This window comes from Streptomyces sp. TG1A-8, from assembly GCF_030499535.1.
Taxonomy (GTDB): domain Bacteria; phylum Actinomycetota; class Actinomycetes; order Streptomycetales; family Streptomycetaceae; genus Streptomyces.
This window is the reverse complement of record NZ_JASTLB010000001.1, coordinates 6,544,875-6,571,090: the sequence shown is the minus strand read 5'-3', so window position 1 is coordinate 6,571,090 and position 26,216 is coordinate 6,544,875. Positions and strand designations below refer to the sequence as shown.

At 73.7% G+C, this 26,216-nt stretch carries 26 protein-coding genes; 18 read left to right on the top strand and 8 right to left on the bottom strand.

Annotated features, from left to right (window positions below):
* Positions 1–74: 74 nt before the first annotated feature.
* Positions 75–758: a ScbR family autoregulator-binding transcription factor gene (locus QQY24_RS29120; protein WP_301975689.1), complete on the bottom strand. Its 684-nt coding sequence runs from the start codon at positions 756–758 to the stop codon at positions 75–77.
* Positions 759–1,149: 391 nt separating this feature from the next.
* Between QQY24_RS29120 and QQY24_RS29115 the strand changes: the two genes are divergently transcribed.
* Positions 1,150–3,093, top strand: coding sequence for an acyl-CoA dehydrogenase (locus QQY24_RS29115; protein WP_301975688.1), 1,944 nt, complete (start codon positions 1,150–1,152; stop codon positions 3,091–3,093).
* A 103-nt stretch (positions 3,094–3,196) separates the two neighbouring features.
* Here the strand turns inward: QQY24_RS29115 and QQY24_RS29110 are convergent, their stop codons facing one another.
* The gene (locus QQY24_RS29110; protein ID WP_301975687.1) at positions 3,197–5,662 is read right to left on the bottom strand and encodes a SpoIIE family protein phosphatase; all 2,466 of its coding nucleotides are present in this window, start codon (positions 5,660–5,662) and stop codon (positions 3,197–3,199) included.
* A 197-nt stretch (positions 5,663–5,859) separates the two neighbouring features.
* Between QQY24_RS29110 and QQY24_RS29105 the strand changes: the two genes are divergently transcribed.
* Together QQY24_RS29105 and QQY24_RS29100 are read left to right on the top strand one after the other, a co-directional pair.
* Positions 5,860–7,923, top strand: coding sequence for a SpoIIE family protein phosphatase (locus tag QQY24_RS29105; RefSeq protein WP_301975686.1), 2,064 nt, complete (start codon positions 5,860–5,862; stop codon positions 7,921–7,923).
* Positions 7,924–8,022: 99 nt separating this feature from the next.
* A complete protein-coding gene (locus QQY24_RS29100; RefSeq protein ID WP_301975685.1) occupies positions 8,023–8,631 on the top strand; it encodes a flavin reductase family protein in 609 nt (202 codons plus the stop codon).
* A gap of 62 nt (positions 8,632–8,693) precedes the next feature.
* Here QQY24_RS29100 and QQY24_RS29095 read toward each other — a convergent pair whose 3' ends face one another.
* The 3 genes from QQY24_RS29095 to QQY24_RS29085 form a co-directional block, all read right to left on the bottom strand.
* Positions 8,694–9,455: a family 16 glycosylhydrolase gene (locus QQY24_RS29095; protein WP_301975684.1), complete on the bottom strand. Its 762-nt coding sequence runs from the start codon at positions 9,453–9,455 to the stop codon at positions 8,694–8,696.
* 310 nt (positions 9,456–9,765) lie between these two features.
* Positions 9,766–10,290: a nucleotidyltransferase domain-containing protein gene (locus QQY24_RS29090; RefSeq protein ID WP_301975683.1), complete on the bottom strand. Its 525-nt coding sequence runs from the start codon at positions 10,288–10,290 to the stop codon at positions 9,766–9,768.
* Positions 10,291–10,425: 135 nt separating this feature from the next.
* Entirely contained in the window at positions 10,426–10,845 is a 420-nt protein-coding gene (locus QQY24_RS29085) for a CBS domain-containing protein (protein ID WP_301975682.1), read from the bottom strand.
* A gap of 310 nt (positions 10,846–11,155) precedes the next feature.
* Here QQY24_RS29085 and QQY24_RS29080 point away from each other — a divergent pair, with 310 nt between their 5' ends.
* From QQY24_RS29080 to QQY24_RS29025, 12 genes are all read left to right on the top strand, one after another.
* Positions 11,156–11,455 carry a hypothetical protein gene (locus QQY24_RS29080; protein WP_301975681.1) on the top strand — a complete coding sequence of 100 codons (300 nt, stop codon included), beginning with the start codon at positions 11,156–11,158 and terminating at the stop codon, positions 11,453–11,455.
* Between the two features lie 227 nt (positions 11,456–11,682).
* Positions 11,683–11,898 carry a hypothetical protein gene (locus QQY24_RS29075; RefSeq protein WP_301976431.1) on the top strand — a complete coding sequence of 72 codons (216 nt, stop codon included), beginning with the start codon at positions 11,683–11,685 and terminating at the stop codon, positions 11,896–11,898.
* A 3-nt stretch (positions 11,899–11,901) separates the two neighbouring features.
* Entirely contained in the window at positions 11,902–12,177 is a 276-nt protein-coding gene (locus QQY24_RS29070) for a DUF4190 domain-containing protein (protein WP_301975680.1), read from the top strand.
* Positions 12,178–12,548: 371 nt separating this feature from the next.
* Positions 12,549–13,733: an ATP-binding protein gene (locus QQY24_RS29065; protein WP_301975679.1), complete on the top strand. Its 1,185-nt coding sequence runs from the start codon at positions 12,549–12,551 to the stop codon at positions 13,731–13,733.
* A complete protein-coding gene (locus QQY24_RS29060; RefSeq protein WP_301975678.1) occupies positions 13,730–14,572 on the top strand; it encodes a roadblock/LC7 domain-containing protein in 843 nt (280 codons plus the stop codon). The genes QQY24_RS29065 and QQY24_RS29060 overlap by 4 nt, the downstream gene beginning before the upstream one ends.
* On the top strand, positions 14,569–14,952 hold the full coding sequence (locus QQY24_RS29055; protein ID WP_301975677.1) for a DUF742 domain-containing protein: 384 nt from the start codon (positions 14,569–14,571) through the stop codon (positions 14,950–14,952). The genes QQY24_RS29060 and QQY24_RS29055 overlap by 4 nt, the downstream gene beginning before the upstream one ends.
* Positions 14,953–14,955: 3 nt before the next feature.
* On the top strand, positions 14,956–15,516 hold the full coding sequence (locus tag QQY24_RS29050) for an ATP/GTP-binding protein (protein WP_301975676.1): 561 nt from the start codon (positions 14,956–14,958) through the stop codon (positions 15,514–15,516).
* A 12-nt stretch (positions 15,517–15,528) separates the two neighbouring features.
* Positions 15,529–16,893 (top strand): cytochrome P450, encoded by a 1,365-nt coding sequence (locus QQY24_RS29045; RefSeq protein WP_301975675.1) that lies wholly within the window; start codon positions 15,529–15,531, stop codon positions 16,891–16,893.
* 98 nt (positions 16,894–16,991) lie between these two features.
* A complete protein-coding gene (locus QQY24_RS29040) occupies positions 16,992–18,239 on the top strand; it encodes a cytochrome P450 (RefSeq protein ID WP_301975674.1) in 1,248 nt (415 codons plus the stop codon).
* Positions 18,236–19,024, top strand: a complete 789-nt coding sequence (locus QQY24_RS29035) for an enoyl-CoA hydratase/isomerase family protein (protein WP_301975673.1) — start codon at positions 18,236–18,238, stop codon at positions 19,022–19,024. The genes QQY24_RS29040 and QQY24_RS29035 overlap by 4 nt, the downstream gene beginning before the upstream one ends.
* A 70-nt stretch (positions 19,025–19,094) precedes the next feature.
* A complete protein-coding gene (locus tag QQY24_RS29030) occupies positions 19,095–19,949 on the top strand; it encodes an alpha/beta fold hydrolase (RefSeq protein WP_301975672.1) in 855 nt (284 codons plus the stop codon).
* 338 nt (positions 19,950–20,287) lie between these two features.
* Positions 20,288–20,929 (top strand): DedA family protein, encoded by a 642-nt coding sequence (locus tag QQY24_RS29025; protein ID WP_301975671.1) that lies wholly within the window; start codon positions 20,288–20,290, stop codon positions 20,927–20,929.
* An 18-nt stretch (positions 20,930–20,947) separates the two neighbouring features.
* On the opposite strand, the gene QQY24_RS29020 is transcribed toward QQY24_RS29025, so the two are convergent.
* Positions 20,948–21,928 carry a PHB depolymerase family esterase gene (locus QQY24_RS29020; RefSeq protein WP_301975670.1) on the bottom strand — a complete coding sequence of 327 codons (981 nt, stop codon included), beginning with the start codon at positions 21,926–21,928 and terminating at the stop codon, positions 20,948–20,950.
* Positions 21,929–22,088: 160 nt separating this feature from the next.
* Positions 22,089–22,616 carry a hypothetical protein gene (locus QQY24_RS29015; protein ID WP_301975669.1) on the bottom strand — a complete coding sequence of 176 codons (528 nt, stop codon included), beginning with the start codon at positions 22,614–22,616 and terminating at the stop codon, positions 22,089–22,091.
* Positions 22,617–22,814: 198 nt separating this feature from the next.
* On the opposite strand from QQY24_RS29015, the gene QQY24_RS29010 reads away from it, so the two are divergent.
* The 3 genes from QQY24_RS29010 (at position 22,815) to QQY24_RS29000 (ending at position 25,021) form a co-directional block, all read left to right on the top strand.
* On the top strand, positions 22,815–23,306 hold the full coding sequence (locus QQY24_RS29010; RefSeq protein WP_301975668.1) for a DUF1360 domain-containing protein: 492 nt from the start codon (positions 22,815–22,817) through the stop codon (positions 23,304–23,306).
* A gap of 161 nt (positions 23,307–23,467) precedes the next feature.
* Entirely contained in the window at positions 23,468–23,815 is a 348-nt protein-coding gene (locus QQY24_RS29005) for an ANTAR domain-containing protein (RefSeq protein WP_301975667.1), read from the top strand.
* A 123-nt stretch (positions 23,816–23,938) separates the two neighbouring features.
* Positions 23,939–25,021, top strand: coding sequence for an aromatic acid exporter family protein (locus QQY24_RS29000; RefSeq protein ID WP_301975666.1), 1,083 nt, complete (start codon positions 23,939–23,941; stop codon positions 25,019–25,021).
* A 311-nt stretch (positions 25,022–25,332) separates the two neighbouring features.
* Here QQY24_RS29000 and QQY24_RS28995 read toward each other — a convergent pair whose 3' ends face one another.
* The gene (locus QQY24_RS28995) at positions 25,333–26,160 is read right to left on the bottom strand and encodes a lysozyme (RefSeq protein ID WP_301976385.1); all 828 of its coding nucleotides are present in this window, start codon (positions 26,158–26,160) and stop codon (positions 25,333–25,335) included.
* Positions 26,161–26,216: the final 56 nt, after the last annotated feature.

The window sequence follows — 26,216 nt, the reverse complement described above, 5'->3', positions numbered from 1 at the left end:
GCGGTGCGACGTGCCCAGGGGGGAGGGCGCCGGCTCCCCCGCGTCCGGCGGGCGGCGGTGCCCGGGAGCGCCGCTCAGCCGGCGGCCCGGGCCTGCGCCGCGTCCCGGCGCAGTGTCATGGCCTCCTCGTAGACCCTCAGCCCCCGGTCGGGCGACATGTCCAGGCGCACCAGCACCGCGGGGACCGCGATGCTGGTCATCAGGTGCCGGTAGAGGTCGACGACGCGTTCCATCAGGTCCGTGTGGTCGTTCATTATCTTGGACAGCACCTGGGCGCCGGTGAACGCGGCGACGAACGCCTTGGCCGCGGCCTCGACGTCGACCTGGGGCAGCACCTCGCCGTTCGCCTTCGCCCGCTGGAGCAGCTTGGCGTTGTGGTCGATCCAGGAGGCCATCGGCACCCGCCGGTCCAGCCCGTCGTGCGGTGACCCCTGGTCCACGGTGAGGCGGACGCTGCCGCGCACCAACGGGTCGCCCGCACTGAGCAGGTGGGCGAGGAGGAATCCGCCGTCCAGTCCCTCCTGGAGCACCAGTTCCCGCGGCGGCGAGTCCGGCACCGATGTCAACTGGTCGGTCAGCACCGCCTGGGCGAGCTGCTCCTTGGAGGCGAAGTGGAAGTAGAGGGCGCCCTTGGTGACGTTCGCCCGCTGGAGGATTTCGGAGATGGTCGCCGCTTCGTAGCCGACCTCGGCGAACACGGCGGCGGCCGCCACCAGGATGGTGCGTCTCGTCCTGATCGCTCGTTCCTGCAGGGCCACGGCACAACCTCCGCACTGACTTCACCGGCCGGCCGGCAGGGAAAGGAAACCGACGGGTCCGTATCCTGCCACCTCGGAAGATGCCCTTTCAACCACGCACAGCGTCCCCCTCTCCGCCTGGTCGTGCCGGGTCCTGCGGGCCGTCGCAGCCGCCACGATAAAACCTGCCGCCCGGTATCTCAACGCCCGGGCGCGTGCCCCTGGCCGGGGTGAAATACCCTCGACGAAAGGGGAGTTCGGCGTTCCGGTCGCCGGTGGATCACAGCGGACACCCAAAGGTGCGCCCCCCGGCCGCCGGTGGCATAGATTTTGCTTGATGAGCAAACCGGGAGGTCCGTATCTTCTGCCCTGCGCACCCGCCCTTCCGGACCTGCGACCACGGGAGTGGGTCATGACCCTTCTGACGCCTCAGGCAAGCCTTCCCTCCTCGCCGGAGGCCGACAGGCGCCGCACGCGTCGGGCGTTCCGCCACGACGGGCCCCCGGCGGGCGGGCACGGACCGGGGGACGACCCGCCGGCCCCCACGGTCGCCGGGCAGTTGGCCGAACTCCTGTTCGACGGTGACGACCGGGAGCGTATCCACGGTCCGTGGCGCGACCTCATCGCCAAGGAGACGTTCCGCCACCGTCCCGGGCTCGGCCCGGAGGAACGCACCGCCCAGGCCTACGACTGGCTGCGCCTGGTCAACGACACGGCCGGCAGCGCCGAGCGGCTCGCGGACGATCCGGAGCTGCTGGCGGGACTGCACGAGTGGGCGGCGGTCGTGGACGGGGGCGGGGGCCTGTGCACGGTGGCGAGCATCCACTACAACCTGTTCCTCGGCAGCCTGCTCGACCACGGGGGCGCCGGCGGCAGGGACTTGTCCGACTTCACCGCCCTGCGGCGCACCGGAACGTTCCTGTGCACCGAACTGGACCACGGCAACGACGCCTCGGCCCTGGAGACCACCGCCGAACTCGACCCGGTCACCGGCGGGTTCGTGCTGCACACGCCGCACCCCGGGGCCCAGAAGTTCATGCCCAACACCAGCACGACCGGCGGCCCCAAGAGCGCCGTGGTGGCCGCCCGGCTCCTCGTCGACGGCCGCGACGAGGGCGTCTTCCTGTTCCTGACCCCGCTGAGCGACGACGACGGGCTGCTGCCGGGGGTGCGCGTCCGGCGGTTGCCGCTGCGCGCCGGCGCCCCGCTGGACCACTGCCTGACCGCCTTCGAGCGGGTGCTGCTGCCGCGCACGGCCCTGCTGGAGTCGGCCCACGGCCGCCTGGACGCCGAGGGCCGGTTCCACAGCAGCCTCGGCAACCGGCGCAAGCGGTTCCTGCAGTCGATCGGCCGGGTCACCATGGGCAAGCTGTGCATGAGCGGCGCCGCCGTCGGTGCGGCCCGGGCCGCGCTGGCCGTCGCGGTCCGCTACGGCGACCGCCGGCGGGTCGGCGGGCCGCGGGCGGGCGAGCGCGTCCCGGTCAACACCCACCGCTCCCACCACGGGCGGCTGTTGCAGGCGCTCGCCACGGCCTACGCGATGACCTTCCTGCACCGCTCGGTGCTGGCCCGCTGGTCCGCCCAGCGCGCCCACCCGGACGCCGGGCAACGGGCCGAGGCCGAGCGCCTGGTGGCGGTGGCGAAGGGCTGGATCACCTGGCAGGCGCGGGACATCACCGTCGAGTGCCGGGAACGCTGCGGCGCCCAGGGCCTGTTCGCGGCGAACGGCCTGTCGGAGTTCCCGCAGTACATCGAGGGCACCATCACCGCCGAGGGCGACAACCTGGTGATCTGGGTCAAGGCCGCCGCCGAGATGCTCTTCGAGCACCAGCCGTCCGACCGGGAGCTCGCGTCCCCCGGCGGTGCGGAGCAGTTGACGGACGTCCGGCACCTGCGGGAACTGCTCGCCCGCGCCGAGTCCCTCTGGCAGGACCGGGCCCGCGCCCAGTTGCGCCGGGGGCCTTCGGGAAACCCGGTGGAGCGCTGGAACAGCGCCTCCTCCGCCGCCCTGGAGATGGTGTCGGTGCACGCCCGGCTGCGGGCGGCGGACGCCTTCCTGGACGCGGCCGAGCGGGCGGCGGGCACCGAGGCGCGCGAACTGCTGCGCGCGCTGTGCCGGCTGTTCCTGCTGCAGCAGTTGCGCGAGCACTCCGGTGACCTGCTGGCCGAGGGCCACCTGTCCGCCGAGCAGGTGCGCGGGCTGCCCCAGCTCCTGGACGACGTGCTGCGCGGCCTCGCCCCGCACATGACGGAGCTGGTCGACGCGTTCGACCTGCCCGCCGCGTACCTGGACGGCATCCCCCTGGCCGGCTCCGGCCGCGTCTCGCTCGCGGACTACTCGACCCCGGCCGGCTGACGGACTCCCTGGCCGGCACCCGGGGGGGCGCCGCCGGCCGGGCCGGCTGCGGGCGCGCCGCGGGGAACCCGTGGCGTTGCGGCGGCCGGCCGCCGGCCGCCGCTCACGGAATCTCCTGTTCCGCCCAGATGATCTTCCCGTCGGCCGTGTAACGCGCCCCCCAGCGGTGGGCGAGCTGGGCCACCAGGAACAGGCCGCGGCCGCCCTCGTCCGTGCTGCGGGCGTGCCTGAGCCGGGGAGCGGTACTGCTGCCGTCGGAGACCTCGCAGGTCAGACGGGTGTCGCGGAGCAGCCGCAGTCGAAAGGGGGGTGCGGCGTAGCGGATCGCGTTGGTGACCAGTTCGCTCACGATCAGCTCGGTCGCCACCGCCAGTTCCTCCAGGCCCCAGTCGGCCATCTGACGCGTGGCCTCGGCCCGGAGCCGTCCGACCGCGGCGGGGTCGGCGGGCACGTCCCAGCAGGCCACCCGGCCGGCCCCCAGGGCGTGGGTGCGTGCCAGGAGGAGGGCGATGTCGTCGGGCTGGGGCACGGGGACGAGCTGCCGCACGGCGGAGGCGCACAGGGTGCGCAGGTCGCTCTCGGTTCCGGCCAGCGCCTCGGTGAGCCGGGACATGCCCGACTCCATGTCCTGGTCGCACCCCTCGATCAGGCCGTTGGTGTACAGGCCCAGCAGGCTGTTCTCGGCCAGCTCGATCTCGGCGGCCTCGAAGCCCAGGCCGCCCAGTCCGAGCGGCGGCCCGGCCGGGATCTCCGGGAAGCGGACGCTGCCGTCCGGTGCGACGACGACGGGGGGCGGATGGCCGGCCCGCGCCATCGTGCACCGCCGGGTCACCGGGTCGTAGACGGCGTACAGGCAGGTCGCGCCGGTGAAGGTCGACTCGCTCCTGGCCGCCGTGTCCCGGCCGCCCTCCTCGTCGCTGAGCCGCAGGACGAGGTCGTCGAGGTGGGCGAGCAGTTCGTCGGGGGGCATCTCCATGTCGGCGAGGGTCTGCACGGCCGTGCGCAGGCGGCCCATGCTCGCCGCCGCGGTGATGCCGTGGCCGACCACGTCGCCGACGACGAGGCCCACCCGCGCGCCGGACAGCGGGATCACGTCGAACCAGTCGCCGCCGACCCCGCCCGTCGCGTCCGCCGGCAGGTAGGAGGAGGCGACCTCCACCGCCGTCCCGCCCGACAGGACGTGGGGCAGCAGACTGCGCTGCAGGGTGACGGCCGCGGTGTGCTCGCGGGTGTAGCGGCGGGCGTTGTCGACGCACACGGCCGCCCGGGCGACGAGTTCCTCGGCGAGCAGCACGTCGTCGCGGACGAAGGGCACCGGGTTGGCGGACCGGGCGAACGTGGTGAGGCCGAGGGCGGTGTTCCGGGCGCGCATCGGCACGCAGAGCAGGGAGTGCAGGCCGTACTCGCGGATGCGGGCCGCCCTCTCGCGCTGCTCACCGGTCCACATGCCGTCGGCCGGATCCAGCACCGGGATCAGCACCGGGTCGCCGTTGACGAGCAGGTCGACGTCGTTGGGCGGCAGCAGGAAGTCCGTCTCCTCGCCGATGCGGGCCACCGCCTCCGGACAGCCCTCCCGCACCGACGTCAGACCGGCCCGGCGCATCCCCGGTCGCGCGGGGGCCGGTCCGGCGTCGCTCAGCCAGGCTCCGTGTCCCTCCGCGCTGAGCACGTGCTCCAGCAGGTCCACGGAGACGAAGTCCGCGAAGCGGGGCACCGCGAAGTCGGCGAGCTCCTGGGCCGTGCGCAGCACGTCGAGGGTCGTGCCGATGCGGGTACCGGCCTCGTTGACCAGGGACAGCAGCCGGCGGGCGTTCCACCGCTCGGTGACGTCCAGGACCATGTAGCAGACCCCGGTGGTGGTGCCGCCGGCGTCCACGAGCGGGAAGAACGACGTCGAGTAGGCGTGCCGACGGTGCGGATCGGCCCAGCTCCACCCGACGTGCTCGTAGTCGGTCACCGGCTCCCCCGTGGCCAGGACCTGGCGCATCAGCCCTTCGAGGGCCGCGGACTCCAGTCCGGGCAGCAGCTCGCTCAGCCGGCGGCCCAGCCGCTGTTCGCGCGGCACGCCGCCGAGGCGTTCGAGGGTGTCGTTCAGCCACACGTAGCGGAGCTGCGGGTCCACGACGGCCATGCCGACCGGGGAACGGGTCTGGAAGCCGTCGAGGACGTACTGCCCGACGCTCGTCCAGCGCCGGTCCCGTTCCCGCGCCGAGACCAGGAAGCACTCGGCTGCGCCCATGCGGAAGGCCGCCGAGACCCTGAGGTCCACGTCGACGGAGCGGCCGTCACCGCGCCGCACGGCGGCCAGGCCGCTCCAGCCCATGCCGGTGCGGCACCGCTCGGCGATCGCCGCGGCGCGTACCGGGTCCCCGGGCCCGGCCAGCAGGCGGGCGGCCGGACGGCCGGTGACCTCGCCGGCCGGACGGCCGAGCAGTTCCTCCGCACCCCGGGTCCAGCCGAGCACGACACCGGCCGCCGAGATCACCGCCGCCGCGTCGGTGGACGCGTCGAGGGGACCATCCGGCCCCGCGGACCGGGACGCGTCGGGATCCTTGTGCGCAGATTCCATCGCTCCCATCCTCCACCGCCCCGCACGGTTCCGCCCGTCCGGCGGGCGGGCCCGGGGCGGCGCCGGGCGGGGTCCGGGGGCCCGGCCCTCGTCGGGCGCCGGACGGGGGCCGGGGGCAGCATGGGTAGTGCCGGTCGGCGGCGCCGCGGCGCGGGCCGGGCCCGGGCGGCCGATCAGCCGGTGGAGGTGGACCTGGAATGGCAGTGGATCCCTTCCCGGCCGACGAGGAGCACGGCCCCGGGCAGCCGCGGCCGACCGGGCTGCTGGACCTGCTCAGCGTGGCCGCGGTGGCGCTGGACACCGAGGGGCGCATCGTCTTCTGGACCCCGCAGGCCGAGGAACTGTTCGGCTACAACGCCGACGACGCGCTGGGGCGGTACGCGGCGCGCCTGCTGGTCCGCCCCGAGCACCTGCAGACCGTCATCACCCTGTTCTCGGAGGTGCTGGAGACCAGCCGGAGCCGGGCCGGCGCCTTCCCCGTCCGGCACAAGGACGGCACCAGCCGGCTGACGGAGTTCCGTACGATGCGGCTGCTGGACGACCTCGGTGACGTCTACGCGCTGGGCATCGCGGCCGACCACAACCTGCTCCAGCGCGTCGAGACCGACCTGGCACTGTGCGAGCGGCTGATCAGCCAGTCCCCGATCGGGCTGGCCCTCATGGACCCCGAGCTGCGGTACCTCCTGGTCAACCCGGCGCTGGAGCGGATCGACGGCATACCGGCCGAGGAGCACATCGGCCGCCATCTGAGCGAGACGCTGTCCTTCTTCGACGTCGGGACCGTCGAGTCCTGTCTGCGCCAGGTCATGGCCACCGGGACGCCCCTGCTGGACCAGTACTGCGTGGGCCGTCCGCCCGGCGATCCCGACAGCGACCACGCGTGGTCGCTGTCGTTCTACCGGCTGGAGGACCCCGGCGGACGGATCCTCGGGGCGGCGGCCTCCGTCGTCGACGTCACCGAACGGCACCGCGCGGCCAGCGAGGCCGACCGGGCACGGCGGCGCCTGGCCCTGATCGCCGAGGCCTCCACCCGGGTCGGCACCTCGCTGGAGGTGGAGCAGACCGCCCGTGAACTGGCCGACATCGCCACTCCCATGCTCGCGGACCTGGTGGTCGTGGACGTCCTGGACTCGGCGCTGGCCTGCCGCCGGATGCGCCGGCCGGAGAACGGCCCGGAGCTGTTCCGCGCGCTGGCGCTCAAGGCCGCCCGCCCCACCGTGGCGCTGCGCGCCGCCGACGCGCCGGGCGCCGTCGCCGCCTACGGGGGGGACCGCCTGGTCACCCTGTGCGTGCACACCGGGCGGCCGGTGCTCGTCCGTCACGTCGGCCCGCAGGACCTGCCGCGCATCGCCCGGGACGCCGAGGCCGGCGCGCTGCTGGCCCAGGCCGGCGTGCACTCCTACCTGGCCGTGCCGCTGATCGCCCACGGCGAGGTGCTCGGCGCGCTCGACCTCAAGCGTTTCCGCAACCCGCTGCCCTTCGACGAGGACGACGTGGTCCTGGCCGGTGAACTGGCCGGCCGCGCCGCCGTGGCCATCGACAACGCCCGCTGGTTCCAGAGCGTGCGCAACACCGCGCTCACCCTCCAGCGCAGTCTGCTGCCCGACCGCCCGGCCCACCACACGGGCCTGGAGCTGGCGTTCCGCTACCAGCCGGCGCAGGCCACCAGCGAGGTCGGCGGCGACTGGTACGACGTGATCCCGCTCGCCGACGACAAGACCGCCCTGGTGGTGGGCGACGTCATGGGCAACGGCATCGACGCGGCCGCCACCATGGGCCGGCTACGCACCGCGACCTGTGCCTACGCGGACCTCGACCTGGCCCCCGGCTCGGTGCTCCAGCACCTGGACAAGATCACTTGCGACCTGGAGCACTACATCGTCACCTGCGTGTACGCGGTGTACGACCCGCGCACCGGGCGGTGCACCCTCGCCAACGCCGGACACCTGCCGCCGGCCCTCGCGCGGCACGGCCGGGCGCCCACCCTGCTGGACCTGCCCACGGGGGCGCCGCTCGGGGTCGGCGGCGTCGGGTTCGAGGCCACCACGGTCCAGCTGCACTCCGGCGACCTGCTGGTGCTGTACACCGACGGTCTCGTGGAGACCCGGCACCACGCCATCGACGACCGGCTGCACGCCCTCCTCGGGTATCTGGACGAGCCCGGCCGGCCGCTGGAGGAGACCTGCGACCTCCTGCTGCACGGCCTGCGCCACCCCGACGACCACGACGACGTGGCGCTGCTGGTCGCCCGTGCCCTGTAGGCGCCGGGGAGCGGGTCCCGCCGACCGTGCCGGGCCGGGACGGCGGTCACCGTGCCGGGCCGGGACGGCGGCCGGGGCGGCGTGGCTTAGCGTGGGGGCATGCGTGTCGACTACTCACCGGACGCCATGGATCCGGGATCGTTCTACCGTCTGCTGACCTCCGTGGTCGTCCCCCGGCCGATCGCCTGGGTCTCGACGCTCACCGCGGACGGTGAGACGGCGAACCTGGCTCCGCACTCGTTCTTCACCGTCGCCTGCACCGACCCGCCCATCGTCCAGTTCACCTCCGTGGGCCGGAAGGACTCGCTGCGCAACGCCGAGGACACCGGGGAGTTCGTCGTCAACTTCGCTCCCGAGCCGCTGTTCACGCAGATCAACGCGACCGCGACCGACTTCCCGCCGGACGAGGGCGAGTTCGACGCGGTGGGCGTCGAACGCGAGCCCTCGCTGCGGGTGGGGCCGCCGCGGGTGGCCGCGTCCCCGGTCGCGCTGGAATGCACGCTGCACTCGACGCTGCGGCTGGGCGGCTCGACGGTGGTGTTCGGGCGGGTCGTGCACGTCGCGGTCCGGCCGGACGTCCTGGTGGACGGCCGGCCGGACATAGGGCTGCTGCGTCCCCTGTCGCGGCTGGGCGGGAACGAGTGGGGCACGGTCGGGGAGGTGCGCGAGCTGGCGCGCGTGCGGTACCGGGACCGGCCGCGCCGCTGAGGCACCGCCCGGCGGGCCGCCCCGCAGCACCCTTCGCGGGTCACGGGGTCGCCCTTCGCCGCTCACGCCGGTCGTTCGTCACCCCCTTCCCCGGCCGCGGCGGCCGGCACCGTCCCGCCGGCCGGCGGACGCCGGACGACCAGCCGGCTCACCTCGTAGGACATCTCCCGCGCCCCGGGGTCGGGCCGCGGGTGGTGACGCCCCGCGCAGACCGAGAGGTTGACGATGAGGAAGGCGTGCCATGCCGGACCGACGCCGTGCCGGTCCGCGAAGACGCGCGCGCCGTTCACCCACCAGGCGACGGAACGGGCGCCGAACTCGGTGCGCAGGTCCACCCAGGCGCCCGGACGGACGGCGGGGTCGCGGAAGTGATGGCCGCCGCCGTGCACGTGGTTGGCGAACTCCAGCAGGTCGGGGTTGTCCGGGTGGTACTCGAAGACGTCGACCTCCTGGTCGCCGTCCCGCCAGGTCCAGACGGCCGGCCAGGCCCCGGTCTCCCGGGGCAGCCGCACCCGGGTCTCCAGCACGTCCCCCGAGCGGACCGTGAAGCCCTCCTCGCTGCCCTCGGTGGTCAGCAGGCCCGTGTCCCACCGGCCGTCCGGCCGGCGCGTGGCCCGGAGGACGCCCGTGCGGCTGTGGTCCGCGTCGGGCACCAGGTGGTCCAGTTTGTCGTCGCCCGGATTCACCGGGCCGCCGTCCGGATACGCCCACGAGCGGCCCGCGACCCACTGGCGGACGGAGGCGAAGTCCGCCGTGAACACCACGTCGGACACGGCCGGCGGGCGGGGGGCCGGGAGCGCGCCGCCCGGTGTCGGTTCGTCCATGCCCGATGTCTCACCGCCTGTGGCGCGGGCATGCGCCCGCAGGCGTGTCCGGCCGCGCAAACGACTCGTTGGGGTGAACCCTCCGGGCACGGCCCGCCGGGTGACGGGGCGGGCGGTGACCCCGGGCCGGGCACCGGTCGGTTCAGGCGGCGATGGGGTGGAGGTGGGCGCGGACGCGGCGCAGCATGCTTCGGCGGGTGCCTCGTCGAGTTGTTCCGGCAGCACGGTGGAGGCCTCGGCGAAGGCGTGTTCGTACTGCCTCAGCACGGGCAGCGCGGCGGACGGGTCGGCGGCCACGCGCTCACCGAAGTCATGGTAATCCTGCGGGTCGTCGACGCGGAGCGCCAGCCGGCCGGTGGTGTACAGCTCCAGTCCCCGCCGGCACAGGCGCTTGAGGTGCCGGGCGTGCTTGGCGGTGCGGTCGCGGCCGGTCCGCCGGGGCGGACCGGCCGCCCCGGGCCCGCAGGCGCCGGAATTGCTGGGTGGCGTAGCCGAGGTAGGCGTCCCGGACGCGTTGCGCGCAGAGCAGGGAGCCGCGGATGCCGATGAGTTCGTCGCCGAGCGGCGTCCGCACCTCGTACAGCTCGTCCGGGAGCCAGACCAGCTCCGTGGCGGTGGGGTTGCCGCCCAGGGCGAGGCGGCACCACTTGGCGGCCTCGTGCAGGGTGCGGTCCGGGCCGGTGGTCACGTACGACTCCCCCGGCCGGTGCAGGCCGTGCAGCTCCGGGGTGGGAACCGCGAAGACGCCGAGCCGGTCGACGTCGGAGCCCGCGCGGGCGAGGCCGTACGCGGTGGATCCGACGATGCCGGACAGCAGGACGTGCGCACCGGTCACCGGGGACCGCCTTTCGCGTCACCGGCACGGTACGGACATCCTGTTCACGGGGCCGCCGCCGGACTGCCCATTGTCCTGGCGCGCGCGGTCGCGGTCACGCGGTTTTCCGGGTGGCGGCCGTCGCCGGGGCCGGCGTCAGCGGGTGGGCCCCGCGGCGCTGATGCGGCCGAGGGTGGAGTCCGGGTCGCTCTCCAGGACCAGGTCGCCCAGGGCGACGATGCCCACCACCTCCCCGTCGTCCACCACCGGCAGCCGGCGCAGCGCCTTGGCCCGCATGAGCTGCACCGCGCGGTCGACGTCGTCGTCCGGGGCCACGGTGATCAGCTCGCTGCTGCACGCCTCGGCCACGGTGCGGGCGGAGACGTCTCCGCCGTCGGCGAGGATCCGCACCGCCAGGTCCCGGTCGGTGACCAGGCCGCGCAGCCGGCCGCCGGAGCAGACCAGGACCGCGCCGATGTCCTCGTCCCGCATCCGGGCGGCGACCTCGGGCACCGGGGTCTGCGGTGCCACCGCCACCGGGTTGCGGGTCATGATGTCGCGCACTTCGGGCGCCATGTGTCCTCCTTGCCGTTGCGTCCCGCCGACGTCACGGCGCGGGTACCCCGTCCCCGTGCCTCCAGCCTCGGTGCCGCGGTCACCGGGTGCGCCGACGCCCCCGCCCGCCGGTCCTCCGGCCGGCACCGGCCCGACGCACCCGGCCGACCCACCGGGGCCTGCCCGCCCGGGCCGCGACGCCGCGCCCGGCCGGGCCGCCGCCCCGCCCCGCCCCGCGGGCAGTCCGCCCGGCGGCGTCGCGGCGGGGCTTTCGCAGGCTGGAACGACCCGGGGTTCCTCCGGGAGGCGCGCCCGCAGGCGGGAGACGAGCGTGATCGAACTGGCCGCGGCCTTCGCCGTCGCGGGAGCGGCGAGCAACGCCGTCGGCACCGCGTTCCAGCGCAAGGCGGCCTCCGCCAGTCGCCGCGGCGGGGTGCGGCTCCTGTCGGAACTCGTGCGCCGGCCCGCTTGGCTGCTGGGCATGACCCTGTTCGGCGAGCGCGTCCGTACGGGCTGGTGGCTGCTGCCCGAGGTGTGCGGTGCCGTCATGATCGTCACGGGCGTGCTGGCGCTGAGCCGGGCCGTCCAGGGCGTCACCGACCGGCCACCGGGCCCTTCCGGCCCACGCTGAGGCCGGTCGTGGTGCCCGGCGACCGGGCCGGTCACGGTAGGACGGGCCGGCACGGCCGGCGGGCCCCGCTTCCCCAGGACGGCGCCGGACGCCGGGCCCGGACGGTGAAGAAGGTGAAGAAGGTGAAGAAGAGGAGGGGAACGCGCCCTCCGTCCGCCGACGGGAAAGCGGCCCGCGTGAGGTCCCCCGGGGCGGGTAACCCGCGATGTCATGAACGCGTTGATGAAGTGGCAGAAGCCGCCGTCCGTGACCGCCGGCCCCGGCCGGGGGTGGTGACCGTGCTCTTCCTGGTCGTCGCCCTGCTCCTGCTGGGCCTCGTCGTGGGTACGGCCGCCTACCTCCCCTGGCCCGTCACCGTCGTGCTCGGCCTGTTCATCGCCGTCTGGCTCGCGGTCTTCACGGGGCGCGAGCGACGGCGCCGGAGCCGGGAGAGGAGGGTCTGAGCCGTGCGACTGACCGCTCCCCCCTCCCGTTACACCGGCCGCCGGGACACCGAGGGCACGGCCGTGGCCTCCTTCGTGCTCGGCCTCGTCGGACTGCTCGTCCTCAACCTCGTGCTCGGCCCCATCGCGATCGTCCTGGCCGTGATCGCGCTGCGGCGCGACACCCCGCGCCGGTTCCGCGCCCTGCTCGGCCTGGGACTGGGCATCGCCGATCTGGTGCTCCTGGCCGTGCTGGTGTCCGCGCACGGGACCGCGTCGTGGTCCGTCTGGGGCGGCTGAACCGCCTCCGTAAGTCCGACAAAGGACAATGAGTCCGACGTGATGCCGCGAAAATGACGACCGACGCGTATTCAATAGCCGGGCGGACGCACGTCCGATACCGGATGACACTCGAGAACCTGTACAGCCACACGCCAGGAGCAACCCGCTCGGGCAGCGGAGCGGCAGGACGACTCCGCGTTGCGAAGGTGCCGCTATGTCAGTGATAGCATCCCCGCGTCTGCGACCTTGGTCCACTCGGCTCAGTCGCCGTTTTGAGATCGGCCCCGTTCTCAACAGTCCGGCGGCCGAGTCGTCCCCGTGGTTGTGCCCCGGATTCCCGCGAGGCCCACCCGCCCGAAGGTTGCGGGCTACACATAGGAAAGGTATCCATGACTCGAGACGCACTCGTTTGGTGCCTCGTTGCGGTGGCGGTGGTCGCCCTCGCCGCGGCCCTGGTGCTCCATCGTCGCAACAAGGCCATAGCGGCGAAGAAGCGCCAGGCCGAGGCTGCCCTCACGCAGAAGCTGAGCGCGGCCGACAGCCAATTGGCCGCTTTGAACGCTGAGTTGCAGCAGCACAGGGCCGAGCACTCCCAGACGATCCAAGAAGCCGAAGAGGCGGCCGAGGAGAGCACCAAGGCCGTGCTCAAGGGCTCCGCGCGCTTCCTGCAGAGCCTGGCCGCGGAACAGCTGGCACTTCTTGAGGACATCCAGCGGAAGTACGGTGGCCATTCCGTTCTGGGCGATCTCCTGGAAGTCAGCCACGCCAATGCGCAGATGGCACGCAAGGCGCAGGGCATCGCGGTCATGTGTGGTGCGCCGCTGGGTCGCCGCAATAGGCCTGCAAGTGTTTACGACGTGGTGCGCAGCGCACAGGGGCAGATTCGTAACTTCCGCCGCGTCGAAATCATGCAGCAGACCGGTTTCGCACTGAAAGCGTCGGCCGTTTCCCCGGTCTCGCTCGCCGTTGCGGAACTTCTTGACAACGCTGCCAGCTTTTCCCAGCAAGGCTCCCCGATCGAGGTCACTTTCCAGCGGATCCAGAAGAATCTGTGCATCATCATCGATGACGCCGGCGTCGGCATGAACGACGAGGACCGGCAGAAGGCGTCCGCGCTGCTCTCCGGCGACTTCCGTCCCCGGCTGTCGCACCTGGGAAATCAGCCGAAGTTCGGTTTCCCCGTCATCGGGCTGCTCGCGCAGCAGTACGGGTTCCGTGTGGACGTCACCGGCGTCTCCCGTTACGGCGGCGTGCGGGCGGTCGTCCTGCTGCCGGAAGAGCTGTGGACCGAGGAGGAAATCACGCCGTCCGAGGACTCTCAGGTCAGCGGCATCCGCGGTGCGGTCGGCCGGCCGGAGGCCGTGACGCGCACCGCGCACGGCCTGCCGCGGCGCGGCGCCCGTCAGGTGCCCATCGCCAGCGTGCCCGACCGGCAGGACGTCGCGATGCCGCCGGCGCCGGCGCCCGAGGAGGCCGGCCGGGCCGCGGCCCGGGGCTTGGGAGCCTTCCAGCGCGGCACGCTCTCGGGTCGCAGCCTCGCCCCGGCACCGTCCGAAGGGGTCGATGAGGAATGACCGCAGACCTGTCGTGGATGCTCGAGGACATCGTGCAGAACGTGCCGAAGGCACGGCACGCCGTCCTGCTGTCCGCGGACGGCCTTCCTCGCGGCTCGACCGACGGCATGGCCCAGAAGGACGTGCGGACCATCTCCGCCGCCATGGCGGGCATGCAGTCGCTCAGCCGGGCGACCTCCCACTTCGCCGGGCCCGGGGAGGACAGGCAGTGGAATCAGACCATCATCGAGTTCTCCCACGGCTGGATCTTCCTGATCGGCGCCGGCCAGGGCGCGTACCTGGCCGCGGCGGCGGCGCCCGACGTCGACATGCAGCAGATCTCCTTCCGCATGCACCGGCTCGTCGCCCGGCTGGGCAACAACCTCACCTCGCCGCCCAGGGTGAACGCGGACGGCTCCGACGGGCGCTCGGGCCGGCACCGGTCGCAGCCGGCCGCCGGCGGCACGGGCATCCCGATCGCCGACCTGGACGAGGTGATCGGCAAGGTGGAGGGTGCCCGGCACGCCGTCCTGCTGGGCTCCGACGGCCTGCCCCGGGGCGCGACCACCGGGATGAGCCAGGACCTGGCGGACACCATCTCGGCGGCCATGACGGGAATCCACGCCTACAGCCGGGCCACCTCCCAGTTCGCCGGCGTGAGCCAGGAGGCGCACTGGAGGCAGACGGTCATCGAGTTCCAGCACGGCTGGATCTTCCTGATTTCGGCCGGCCGCGGCGCCTTCCTGGCTGCGGCCGCCGAACACCATGCCGATATCGGGGAGTTCACGACCCGTCTGCATGAGGTGGTACCGCGATTGAGCGCATATCTGGCACCACGCGGGGAGGCGAGCCGCACGTGAATGACGAGCCGGACGAGGAGCTGGAGCTGACCTCCGCATTAGTTCCGCTGTTCGTGATCACGAACGGGCGGGCGCTGCCCCCGGAGAATGCCTACGAGCGCACGACCCTGGTGTCCGCGCGCGAGGGTGCCTCCGCTTCGGCTCGCACGCTTTCTCCGGAGGCGCGCCAGGTTCTGGAGCTGGTCACGGAGGGCTTTCTCTCCGTGGCCGAAGTGGCCGCCCACACCCGTCTGCCGCTGGGCATCGTGCGGATTCTCCTGGTGGAGATGGAGGAGAGCGGTCTGATCATCGCGAGGAAGCCCGTTCCCCGCGCCGAGCGTATCGACCGAGAAGTGCTCAACGCCGTACTCGACGGCCTCAAAGCCCGATTCGGAGCGTGATTCGTGTACCTGGATTCAGGGGTCCTCACCGCGGTGAAGATCCTCGTGGTGGGGCACTTCGGGGTCGGGAAGACCACGTGCATCGGAAGCATCTCCGAGATCGAGCCGCTGCGCACCGAAGAGGAGATCACCGAGGCCAGCGTCGGGTTCGACGACCTGTCGGGGACCCCGGACAAGACCACCACCACGGTCGCCATGGACTTCGGCCGCCTGACCATCAGCGACGAGGTGGTGCTGTACCTCTTCGGCACGCCGGGTCAGGAGCGCTTCAAGGAGATGTGGGAGGAGCTGTCCCGGGGGGCGCTGGGTGCTCTCGTCCTCGTCGACCCCGAGCGGCTGTCGGAGTCCTTCCCGGTCCTCGACCTGGTCGAACGCTTCGGCCTGACCTACGCCATCGGCGTCAACCACTTCGAGGGCACGACCGATTACCCCCTCGCGGAGATCCGCGAGGCGCTGAACCTGCCCGACCGGACGCCGGTCATCACCTGCGACGTACGGGACCAGCAGTCGGCAGCGCAGGCGCTGATCACCCTCGTCCGCCATCTACTGACCCTTATCGACTAGGAGCCACCCCGCATGCAGCAGCGTCCCGGCATATCAGGGCCTCCCCCGGGCTGCCCCGCCCACGGCAACGTCCAGCTCTACGGGCCCCAGTTCGGCTCCGACCCCGACGGGCACTACACGTACCTGCGCACGCTCGGGCCGAGCGCGCCCGTCGACATCGCCCCGGGGGTGGAGGTCGAGCTGGTCACCAGTTACGACGCCGCCCTCTACATCCTGCAGAACCCCGCTTCGTTCGTCAGGGACTCGCGGCGCTGGAACGCGCTGAACGAGGGACGCGTCCCCGAGGACAGCCCGGCCCTGCCCATGATGGGCTACCGGCCCAACGCGCTGTTCAGCGACGGGGCGGCGCACGCCCGGCTGCGCCAGGCCGTCACCGACAGTCTGGCCACCGTCAACGAGCTGCAGCTGGTGCGCCAGACCCAGCAGTCCGCCGACTACCTGATCAGCCAGTTCAGCTCCGAGCGGCTGGGCCAGGCCGAGCTGATGGCCGAGTACGCGCAGCCGCTGCCGCTGCTCGTCTTCAGCGACCTGTTCGGCTGCCCGCCGGAGATCGGTGACCGGGTCATCGTCGGGATCAGCGGCATCTTCGACGGCACCGCCGGTGCGGACCGGGTGCTCGGCGAGGCGCTCACCGAGCTGATCGCCCTCAAGCGGCGCCGGCCCGGGCAGGACCTGACGACCCGCCTGATGGAGCACTCCGCCCAGCTCTCGGACGAGGAGGTGCTGCACCAGTTGGTGACCCTGCTGTCCGGGGGCACCACGCCGCTGTCGGCCACCATCGGCACCGCCGGTGCGCTGATGCTGGGCGACGAGTGGCAGGCCGGCCTGCCGGTCGAGGACGCGGTCTCCCAGGTGCTGTGGAACTACGCGCCGATCGCCAACTACGCGGCCCACTACCCCACGCACGACGTGGAGCTGGGCGGCCGCGTGGTCCGGGCCAACGACCCGGTGGTGATCTCCTTCGCGGCGGCCAACACCGATCCGCGCCTGGCCGAGCACCGCGAGCAGCTCAGCGCCAAGGCGCACCTGGCCTTCGGGGCCGGTCCGCACGCCTGTCCCGCCAAGGACCCGGCGTTCGTGATCGCCGTGACCGCCGTCGAGTCGCTCCTGAACCGGCTGCCGGACATCGAGGTCCGGGTGCCGTTCAAGGACCTGACCTGGGTCCCGGCTCCCTGGAGCCGTTCCCTCGTGGCGCTGCCGGTCCGGTTCACCCCGCGCACGGTGACGCCCGCGTCCGCGCACTCGCAGGAGGCGCGCGGCGCCGCGCAGCACCGCGCCGCGAACCCGGCGCCGCAGTCGGCGTCGGCGTCGTCGTCCGCCCCCAAGGCCAAGCCGGGTCTGTTCAGCCGGTTCCTGGCATGGACCAGGGGGGAGTGACCTAGGCAACTCACGGCTCACATAGTCATCTTGTATGTGTCAGCCATTGGTTGGGTATGCATGGCGGCTGATACGTGAGACAAGAAGGAGCCCCCTCCGTGGAGACTGCGATAACCCCGCCTGCCGACAGACGCTTCGCCGTCTCGCTCTTCTCCCGATTGCGGACGGCGAAAGGGCAGGCCAATCCCTTTCCGATCTACGCAGAGCTGCGGGCCAGGGGTGGAGTCGTCGCAGCCCCCTGGGGTGGTCACCTCGTGACCGGCTTCGACCTGTGCGACCAGATACTGCGCAGTCGTGACTGGCTGGAACCGGACGCCGCCTGGCGGGAGCGGCAGGGCAGCGGCACACGCTGGACGGCTCCCTCCTCGCGGGAGATGAGCCGGACGCTGCCCGCGCTCAACCCGCCGGACCACACCCTGGTGCGCCGCTCGGCCGGCATGTTCGACCGGGCCTCGCTGGACGCGCTGCGGGGCACCGTGGGCCGGATCACCGGCCGGCTCCTCGACTCCCTCGCCGAGCGGCTGCACGACGGCGAGGCCGACTTCAACGCCTTGGTGAGTGAGGAACTGCCCGTCGCCACCATCGGGCATTGGCTCGGGCTGCCGGCCGCCGACTTCCCGCGGCTGCGGGAGCTGACCCACGACCAGGTCTTCACCCAGGAACTCCTGCCGTCCGCCAGTCAGCTGGCCCTGTCCGACGCGGCGACCGCGGAACTGCGCGCCTACTTCACGGATCTGGTGCGCGAGCGGCGGGCCCGCCCGGGCCACGACCCCGTGTCGCGCTGGATCGCGGTGTGGGACACCCTGGAGAGCGACCGCGACAAGGCGGACCGGGCGGTCTACTTCCTGGCGCTGTTCGTGCTGCTGGCCGCGCTGGAGACCACGTCCACCCTGCTGTCGACGACGACGCTCCTGATGCTGGAGCACCGCCGGCAGTGGGACTGCCTCGCCCTGCGCCCCGACCTGGTGCCCGCCGCCGTCGAGGAATCGTTGCGCTACGACGCGCCCACGCACGTGATCAGCCGCGTCGCCTCCCGCGACCGCGTCGTGGGGGGCGTGGAGGTCCGCAGGGACGAGATGGTCCACCTCATGGTTGGCGCGGCCAACCGCGACCCGGCCAGGCACGAGGACGCCGAGCTGTTCAACCTGCACCGCAAGCCGGCCCACCTCGCCTTCAGCGGAGGCATCCACTACTGCCTCGGCGCGCCGCTGGCCCGCATGGAGGCCCAGATCCTCCTCCACCAACTGGTCGGGCGCTTCCCGCGCCTGACCCTCGTACGCAGGCCGTCCTGGGCACCGCGCGTGGCCTTCAGGCGCCTGCTCAACCTGGACGTCGCCCTCTCATGACCGACATGCTCGACACCTTCCCCGCCTTCCCCCACCAGGCGCTGCGCGCCGACCGGGAGGGACCGGTCCTGCGGATCCGGCTCAGTCCGGCGGGCCAGGACGACACGCTGACCGTCGCGGTCCTCGACGACCTCGTCGCCCTGCTCGACGGCCTGCGCGAACAGCCCGACGTGCGGGTGCTGGTGCTCTCGTCCGACGGCGAGGACTTCTGCCTCGGCGCCGACCGCACCGAATACCAGGCGGCGCTGGCCGAGGACCCGACGGGCGCCCTCCTGCTCCGCATCGCGGACAAGGCGCACCGTCTGTGCGACGCCCTGGAGAACACGCACGCCGTCACCATCGCCCGGCTCCACGGCAAGGTCATCGGGGCCGGCCTGGCGCTCGCCGCGTTCTGCGACCTGCGCGTGGGGGCCGACGACTGCCGGTTCCGCATGCCGGAGACGGCGATCGGCCTGCCGCCCGCCTGGGGCGGCGCGATGGGCCGCCTGATCGCCGAGGCCGGTGCAGCCAGGATGCGGGAGCTCATGCTCACCTGCGAGCCCTTCGACGCGGCCACCGCCCACCGGCTCGGTGTGCTGCACAAGGTCGCACCCCCGGCGGAACTGGACGCGGCCGTGGACGCCTGGGTCCGTCCGCTCCTGCGTCGCTCACCGGAGGCGCTCGCCCTCACCAAGCGCATGTTCGCCGGTTACGCCCGGGCCGGCCGCACCGCCGACGTCGCCCTGCTCGACGCGCACCTGCTGACCGCCCAGCTCGTCCGGCCCCGGGCACAGCGCGCGTTCTGACGCCGGCCGGGCGATGAGTCCCGCGCGAGGACGGGGTCTGTACCGCGACCCCCGCGGAAGGAGCGGCTCCATGGCGAGTTCCCAGGTGACCGAGTCCGACCTGGAGGCGGCCGACGGCCGCAGGCTGCACGTGTACGGCACCGGTGCGGGCGCCGGCACCGACGGCCCCACCGTCTTCTGGCAGCACGGCACGCCCAACGTGGGCGCGCCGCCGGGACCGCTCTTCGCCGCCTCGGACCGGCTGGGGATCCGCTGGGTGTCCTACGACCGCCCCGGGTACGGCGGCTCGACCCCGTCGGGCGGGCGCCGGGTCGCCTCGGCCGCCGCCGACGTCGGCCGGGTCGCCGATGTGCTGGGGATCGACCGCTTCGCCGTCATGGGCCACTCGGGCGGTGCCGCGCACGCCCTCGCCTGCGCCGCGCTGCTGCCCGGGCGGGTGCTGGCAGCGGTCGCCGTGTCGGGTCCGGCCCCGTTCGGCGCGCCGGGCCTGGACTGGTTCGCCGGCATGGCCGCGTCCTGCCGGGCCTCGCTGACGGCGGCCGCGGCGGGCCGGGAGGCCAAGGAGCGGTTCGAGGCGGAGGCGGTCCACGACCCCGGCATGTTCACCGCGGCGGACCACGCGGCCCTCGCCGGTGACTGGTCGTGGTTCGAGGAGGTCGTCCGGCCGGCCCTGGCCGCCGGGCCGGGCGGGCTGATCGACGACGACCTGGCCTACGTCCACGACGGGGGCTGCGACCCCGCGTCGGTCCGCGCCCCGGTCCTCGTGCTGCACGGCGGAGCGGACAGGGTGGTGCCCAGTGCGCACGGCCGCTGGCTGGCGGACCGCTGTCCGCACGCGGAACTGTGGCTCCGCCCGGCCGAGGGGCACCTGTCGGTCCTGCGCGACGCGGAGGCGGCACTGGAGTGGCTGGCGCGGCTCACCTGAGGACCGCGCGGCGGCGGTGCGGGCGCCGGCGGCACGGCGGATCGCCGGTCCGGGCCGTACGGGTCCCCGGCGCGGGGCCCTCCCCGCCCACGGCCGCCGCGTGTCCGCGGGCCGGCGGTGTCCGGCTCCGGGTCCGCACCCGGCAAAGGGGTCGCGGCGGGACGCCGTCGGCCCGGGCGCGGGAGGGGGGGCGGGCGGGGGGCGGGCGGGACCGCGCCGGACGGGGCCGTCGCCGTGCGCCCGGCCGGGTACACGTGTCCCCGGGCCCGGGCGGCCGGGCCGCGACCACGGGACACTTGACGGATGCGGCCGATGAGCGGGACCGGGGGGCGAGGACGGTGACCGCCGTCAATCCGACGGACGGCCCCTCGCTGCTGGCCGCCTTCGGGGCGCTGGGGGTCCTGGCGGTGGTCTTCGCGGAGTCGGGCCTGCTCGTGGTCGGCTTCTTCCTGCCGGGTGACGCCCTGCTGCTCCCGGCCGGTGTGCTGTGCGCGGGCGAGGGCGGGCAGGCACCGCGGCTGGCGTTGTGGCAGGTGCTGCTGTGCGCGGCCGTCGGCGCGGTGGCGGGCGGTCAGGTGGGGTACCTGTTCGGACGCCACGGCGGACGGGCGCTGCTGGCCCGCACCTCCCGCCGGCGGGTGCGCGAGGGTACAGCCCGGGCGGAGCGGCTCCTGGCCCGTTACGGTTACGGGAAGGCGCTGGTCATCGGCCGTTTCGTGCCGATGGTGCGGACCGTGCTGCACCCGGCGGCCGGTGCGCTCGGCGTGCCCCTGCGGACGTTCACCGTGTGGCAGAGCGTGGGCGGTCTGCTGTGGTCGCAGAGCATGGTGCTGGCCGGCTACACCCTGGGCTCGTCGGTCGCCCACGTCGAGGGCTACCTGCTGCCGCTGGTCGCCGGGATCGTCGTGCTGTCCCTGCTCCCGCTCCTGGCGGAGGCGCGCCGCACGCGCCGCGACCGCCGGGGCCGTCGCGGCGCGTGAGCGGGCCGGGGCCGCGGGTCAGCCGAGCGGCTGGTCCAGGCCCCAGCCGAGGCCGAGGCGGTAGGCGGCGCAGAGGTGGACGTCGAGGACGTACGGCGCGGCCCTCCCGCAGCCGGTCGCCGGGTCCACGGGCTGTCCGTGGCCCATGCCCGTGACGGCGTAGGTCTCCACCACGCTCCTGCCGGCCGGGTCGCGGTAGACCCGGTGCGGGTGGCCGGCCACGGTGTCGGAGACGTCCGCGCTCTGGTCGGCGCCCTGCACGTTCGTCCACTGCCGGACGAGGTCGGTCATGTTCGCGGGGTTCACCGTGGTGTCCGCCGATCCCTGGAAGACGGTCAGGGCGGGCCAGGGACCGGTGTAGCCGGGGCGGGCCCCGCGGACGCGGTCGCCCCACTGGGCGGGGGTCTGCCGCGCCCAGCCGTACATGCACGGGTACGGGCCGCCGGCCGCGTCCGAGCAGTCGTAGGGCAGGCCGGCGACGATCCCGGCCGCCCGGAACTTCTCCGGGTACGTCGCCGCCATCACCGCCGTCATGCCGCCGCCGGCGGACAGTCCGGTGACGTAGACGCGGGCGGGGTCGCCGTGGACGTCGGCGAGCTGGCGGTCCACCATCTGGGCGATGGAGGCGGCCTCGCCGTCGCCGCGCCGGATGTCCCCGGACTGGAACCAGTCGAAGCAGCCGCTGAGGTTGTTGGACGAGGTCTGCTGCGGGACGACGACGGAGAAGTGCCAGCGGTCGGCGAGCGCGGTCCAGCCGCTGTCGGCGGCGTAGCCGGCGTTCTGGGTGCAGCCGTGCAGGGCGACGACGACGGGCGCGCCGGAGGGCAGGTCCGCCGGGTCGTACCGGAACATGCGCAGTGCGCCCGGGTTGGTGCCGAACCCGGTGACTTCGGTGAGGGAGGGAGCGGCGGTGGCCCTGCCGGGTGTGCCCAGCGCGGTGGCCACGGCGGCCACGAGGGCCACGAGGACGGGGATCAGACGTGCGGCTCTGGTCTGCATGCTTCGGATGGTAGGAAGCCCACCGGACGGCGGTATGGGCTCGGCCACCACAGTTCGCGGGCCGGCAGTGGGGGCGGCCGGGAAGAGGCACCGGGAAGATCCGGCACACGTGAGCGGAAGCCGGAAGAAGGTCTTCGAGGGTTTCGACGTGGAGGGCGCGTCAGGCGGCGAGGGTGCGGCCCGGCCGCAGGCGGGCCAGGAGCTGGTCGTGGTGGAGACCGGCCACGGGTGCGAGGAGGTCGGGGTGGCGCAGGAGCGCCGCGGCGCGCCGGTCGCCGTCGTCGGGGGCCAGCAGCCGCCGGAACGCGGTCGGCGGACCCGGCGCGTGCTCCCCCTCGGCGAGGGCGTCGACGGCCAGTGCGGCCAGCCCGGAATCCGTCAGCAGGGCCGCGGCCCAGCTGGCCACGACCTCGTCCACCCAGGTCCGCCACGCCCAGGCGTCCGCCGGCACGCCGCCGGCCGCGTCCGCGCCGGTGATCCAGTCGAGGCGGTCCGTGCCCCCGGGGCCGGCCATGGTGACGAGGGCCGCGTCGATCTCGGTCGGATACCGCAGCCAGGCCGCGACCGTCACGGCCTGCCGGGCCTGCACCTCGCACAGGGCGGCGGCGAAGGCGCCGCCGCAGGCCGGATAGGCGCCCGTCAGCCAGCGGGCCGTCGCGGAGATGAGGGGAGACAGGTCTGTGGGCACTGCCGGACCGTCCGTGTCGCGTGGGGGAAGGGGCTCGGCACAACGGTAGCCCGCGGTCCGGTCCGTCCGGGACGGCCGGGGAGCCACGTCATGTGTGGCTTCGGCCACGTCGGGACGGCCGGGCCGCGTGTGGCCCCCCGGCCGCGGGGAACCCGGTGCGGCGCCCGTCATCGGACAGGGCGTGCACAGGGAGGTTTCATGACGACGGACGCCGGAGAGTACGACGACCAGGGCGAGGTGCCCCTGCGGGGTTACGCCACACTCGCTTCCGTGTTCGCCGCGGGCATCGGCGCCTACGCCCTCCTGGCCCGGCGCCGGGGGGTCCGGCTGCCGCAGGAGGTCCCGCCGTGGGACGTCGTGCTGCTGGGGATCGCCACCTACAAGACGTCCCGGCTGCTCACCCGGGACAAGATCACGAGCTTCATCCGGGCCCCGTTCACCCGCCGCGCGGGTGCGGGCAAGGGGAACGAGGTCATGGACGAGCCGCGGGGCACCGGCCTGCAGCGCTCGGTGGGTGACCTGCTGGCCTGCCCGTTCTGCACCTCGGCCTGGACGGCGGCGTCCCTGGTGTGCTCCTACGCCGCCTCTCCGCGGCTGACCCGCCTGGTCTGCGGCGGCCTCGGCGCGGTGACGGTGGCGGACTGGATGCAGTACGCGTGGACCTGGACCCAGCAGACGGAGGACGACTGAGCCGCGCGGCGCGCCCGAGGAGCAGCCGGGACGACACACCGGGGAGGGCCGGCACCACGGTGACCGGGCCTGCCCGGTGATCGCTCTTCCCGGTTCCTCCCGTGTGCAACCGCTCACGGAGGGCAGGCGGGGAATGACACCCCCACCCGAAAAGGTGCTCCATGGCCTTCTTCGCGCTCTCCCGGCATCGGCCACTGGCCCTGCTGTCCACGACCGACCTGGTCAAGGAGTACAACCGCCTCAGCGACGAGAACCTCCACCTGCAGCGCGCGGTGACCTCGCACGCGCTGATCGACCAGGCCATCGGTGCCGTCGTCGTCCTCGGGCAGATCCCCCCGGAGGAAGCCTGGCGGACGCTGCGCGACGTCTCCCAGCGCACGAACACCAAGCTGCGCACCGTGGCCGAGCACATCCTCGCCTACGCCCAGGGGGCCGCGCTCACCGAGGCGGAGCAGACCGAGCTGGGGCGGGCCATCGCCCGCTACCGGGGGTGCGCGCGCCCCGAGTGAGCGGGCGCCGGTCCGCCTCGCCGAGGCATGGACGGCGGCCTGGGTGGCACCCGGTCCGTTGTGTTTGCGACGGCGAGGAACCGGAAGGCGGTAGGGCGTGATCTGTCAGCCGCGTGGACGAACGTGCGCCGAGCGTGCGCGGGTCCGGGCCGGGAACGGGATCTGGCCGTCCAGATCCTGAAGGCGGCCCTGGCAGCCTGGCTGGCCTGGGCGGTGTCGGGCTGGTGGCTGCACGCACCCGTGGCGTTCGTCGCGCCCTGGGTGGCGGTGGTCCTGGTGGAGTCGACCGTGTACCGGTCGATCGCACACGGCCTGCAGCAGCTGGGGGCGATCGCGGCCGGCACGGTCATGGCCACCGGGGTGGGGCTGCTGCTGCGCGACACCATGGCCGCGATGGCGGTGGTGCTGCCCGTCGTCCTGCTGCTGGGGCACTGGCGGCGGCTGGGCAGCCAGGGCATCTACGCGGCCACCGGCGCTCTGTTCGTGCTGACCAACGGGTCGGTCTCCGTCGCCACTTCGGCCGCCCGGCTCGCCGAGACGCTCTTCGGTGCCGTAGTCGGCATCGCCGTGAACGCGCTGATCCGTCCACCGGTGTACCTGCACGACACCCGGGCCGTGCTGCGGGACGCGACCGAGGAGGCGCACGACATCCTGCGGGCGGTGGCCGACGGTCTGGCCGACGGGCGCTGGGACGCCGAGGAGGCCGGTTCCTGGCACGAGCGCGCCCTGCGGCTGCACCGCCTCGTGGAGCAGGGCCACGCCGCGATCGACCGGAGCCGGGAGAGCCTGCGGGTCAACCTGCGCAGCCGCACCGGGTCCGCGCCGCTGCCCGGCAAGGGGTACGAGGACGCCGTCGTGGTGCTGGACTATGCGGCCGTCCACACCGCGGGCGTGACCCGCACGGTGCTGGAAGCCGCCTCGAAGGACCGGCCGGCCTCCCGGCCGCGGCCGCAACCCGCGCGCCGGTACGCGCAGTTCCTGCGCCAGACCGCCCACGCGCTGCGGCTGTACGGCCACAACCGGTTCGGGCACGCGAGCGACGACGGGCTGCGCGAGGCCGTGGCGCAGTTGCGCGGGACGCTGCGCGGGCTGCGCGTGGACCTGGTGCGTTCGATGACGGACGACCCCGACGAGGTCGCCACCTACGGCGCGCTGCTCGCCCAGGCCCACCGGCTGGCCGACCAGCTGGCCGTCCCGGCCCCCTGACCCGGCTCCGGCCCCGCCCGGGCCCGCCCGGGCCCGTCCGGGCGCCGGACGGCCGCCGCACGGCCGCCGCACGGCCGCCCTGCGGCCGAACACCACGGCGGCACCGGGGTCCGGGACCAGGAGGGTGCCGGCGGAGGCGGCGGCACCTCGGCAACGGCAACAGCACCGCGTGCCGGGCGGGCGTCGACTGGACGGCTCCGCGCACCGGATGCCGCAGGGGGCGGGCCTTCCGCCGTCCCGTCACGGGGGGAGAGACCGGCGGCGCGGTCCCGGCGGGCACCGGCGGCCCGGCCCCTCGCGCGGCGGAGGCGTCAGCCCGTGGCGAGGTTGCGCAGCTTGTCGGCGGCTCCGTTGAACCGGTCGTGGTCGCCGACCGTCGGACCCGTCGCGGTGTACTGCCACATGGTGTGGAACGACCAGCCCGCGGGCAGCGTCCCCACCGACGAGGCGTACCGGGCGATCCACAGCGGGTTGGTCGCGGCGAAGCCCCCGTAGTTGCCGGTGCACTGGGTCCACCAGCTGGTGGCGGTGTAGATGACGGCGTCGCGGCCGGTGCGGGACTTGTAGCGGGTGAGGAAGTCACGGATCCAGGTGACCATGGCGCTCCTGGTCTTGCCGTAGCAGTCGTCGCCGTAGGGGTTCCACTCGATGTCGAGGGCGCCCGGGAGCGTCCTGCCGTCCTTGGACCAGCCGCCGCCGTGGTCGACGAAGTAGTCGGCCTGGGTGGCACCGCCCGTGGTGTCCGGGGTGGCGAAGTGGTAGGCGCCGCGGATCATGCCGACGCCGTAGGAGCCGTTGTACTGCTGGGTGAAATAGGGGTTCTTGTAGTAGGTGCCTTCCGTCCCCTTGGTGTAGGCCCACCTGGTCCCGCTGTCCCACAGCGTCGTCCAGGCGACGTCGAGCTGGTGGCTGGAGACGTCCACGCCCTCGGTCTGGGTCACCCGGCCGGCGGGCGGGACGGTGTCCGCCGGGGCCGCGGAGCCGTCGTGGGCGAGCACGCCCATCCCCATGTGGGCGCTGCCGCGGACGGGTACGGGCTTGCCCGGCGCGGGCACGGCGGAAGGCGCCGGCAGGGACAGGAGGAGGCCGGTCAGGGTGCCGGTGACGTACAGGCGCCAGCGGCCGCGGTGGTGTCGCATGGAGGTTCGCACGCCCACCATCTGACCCGCGGCCGGGGCGTGCCGCACTCCGGATA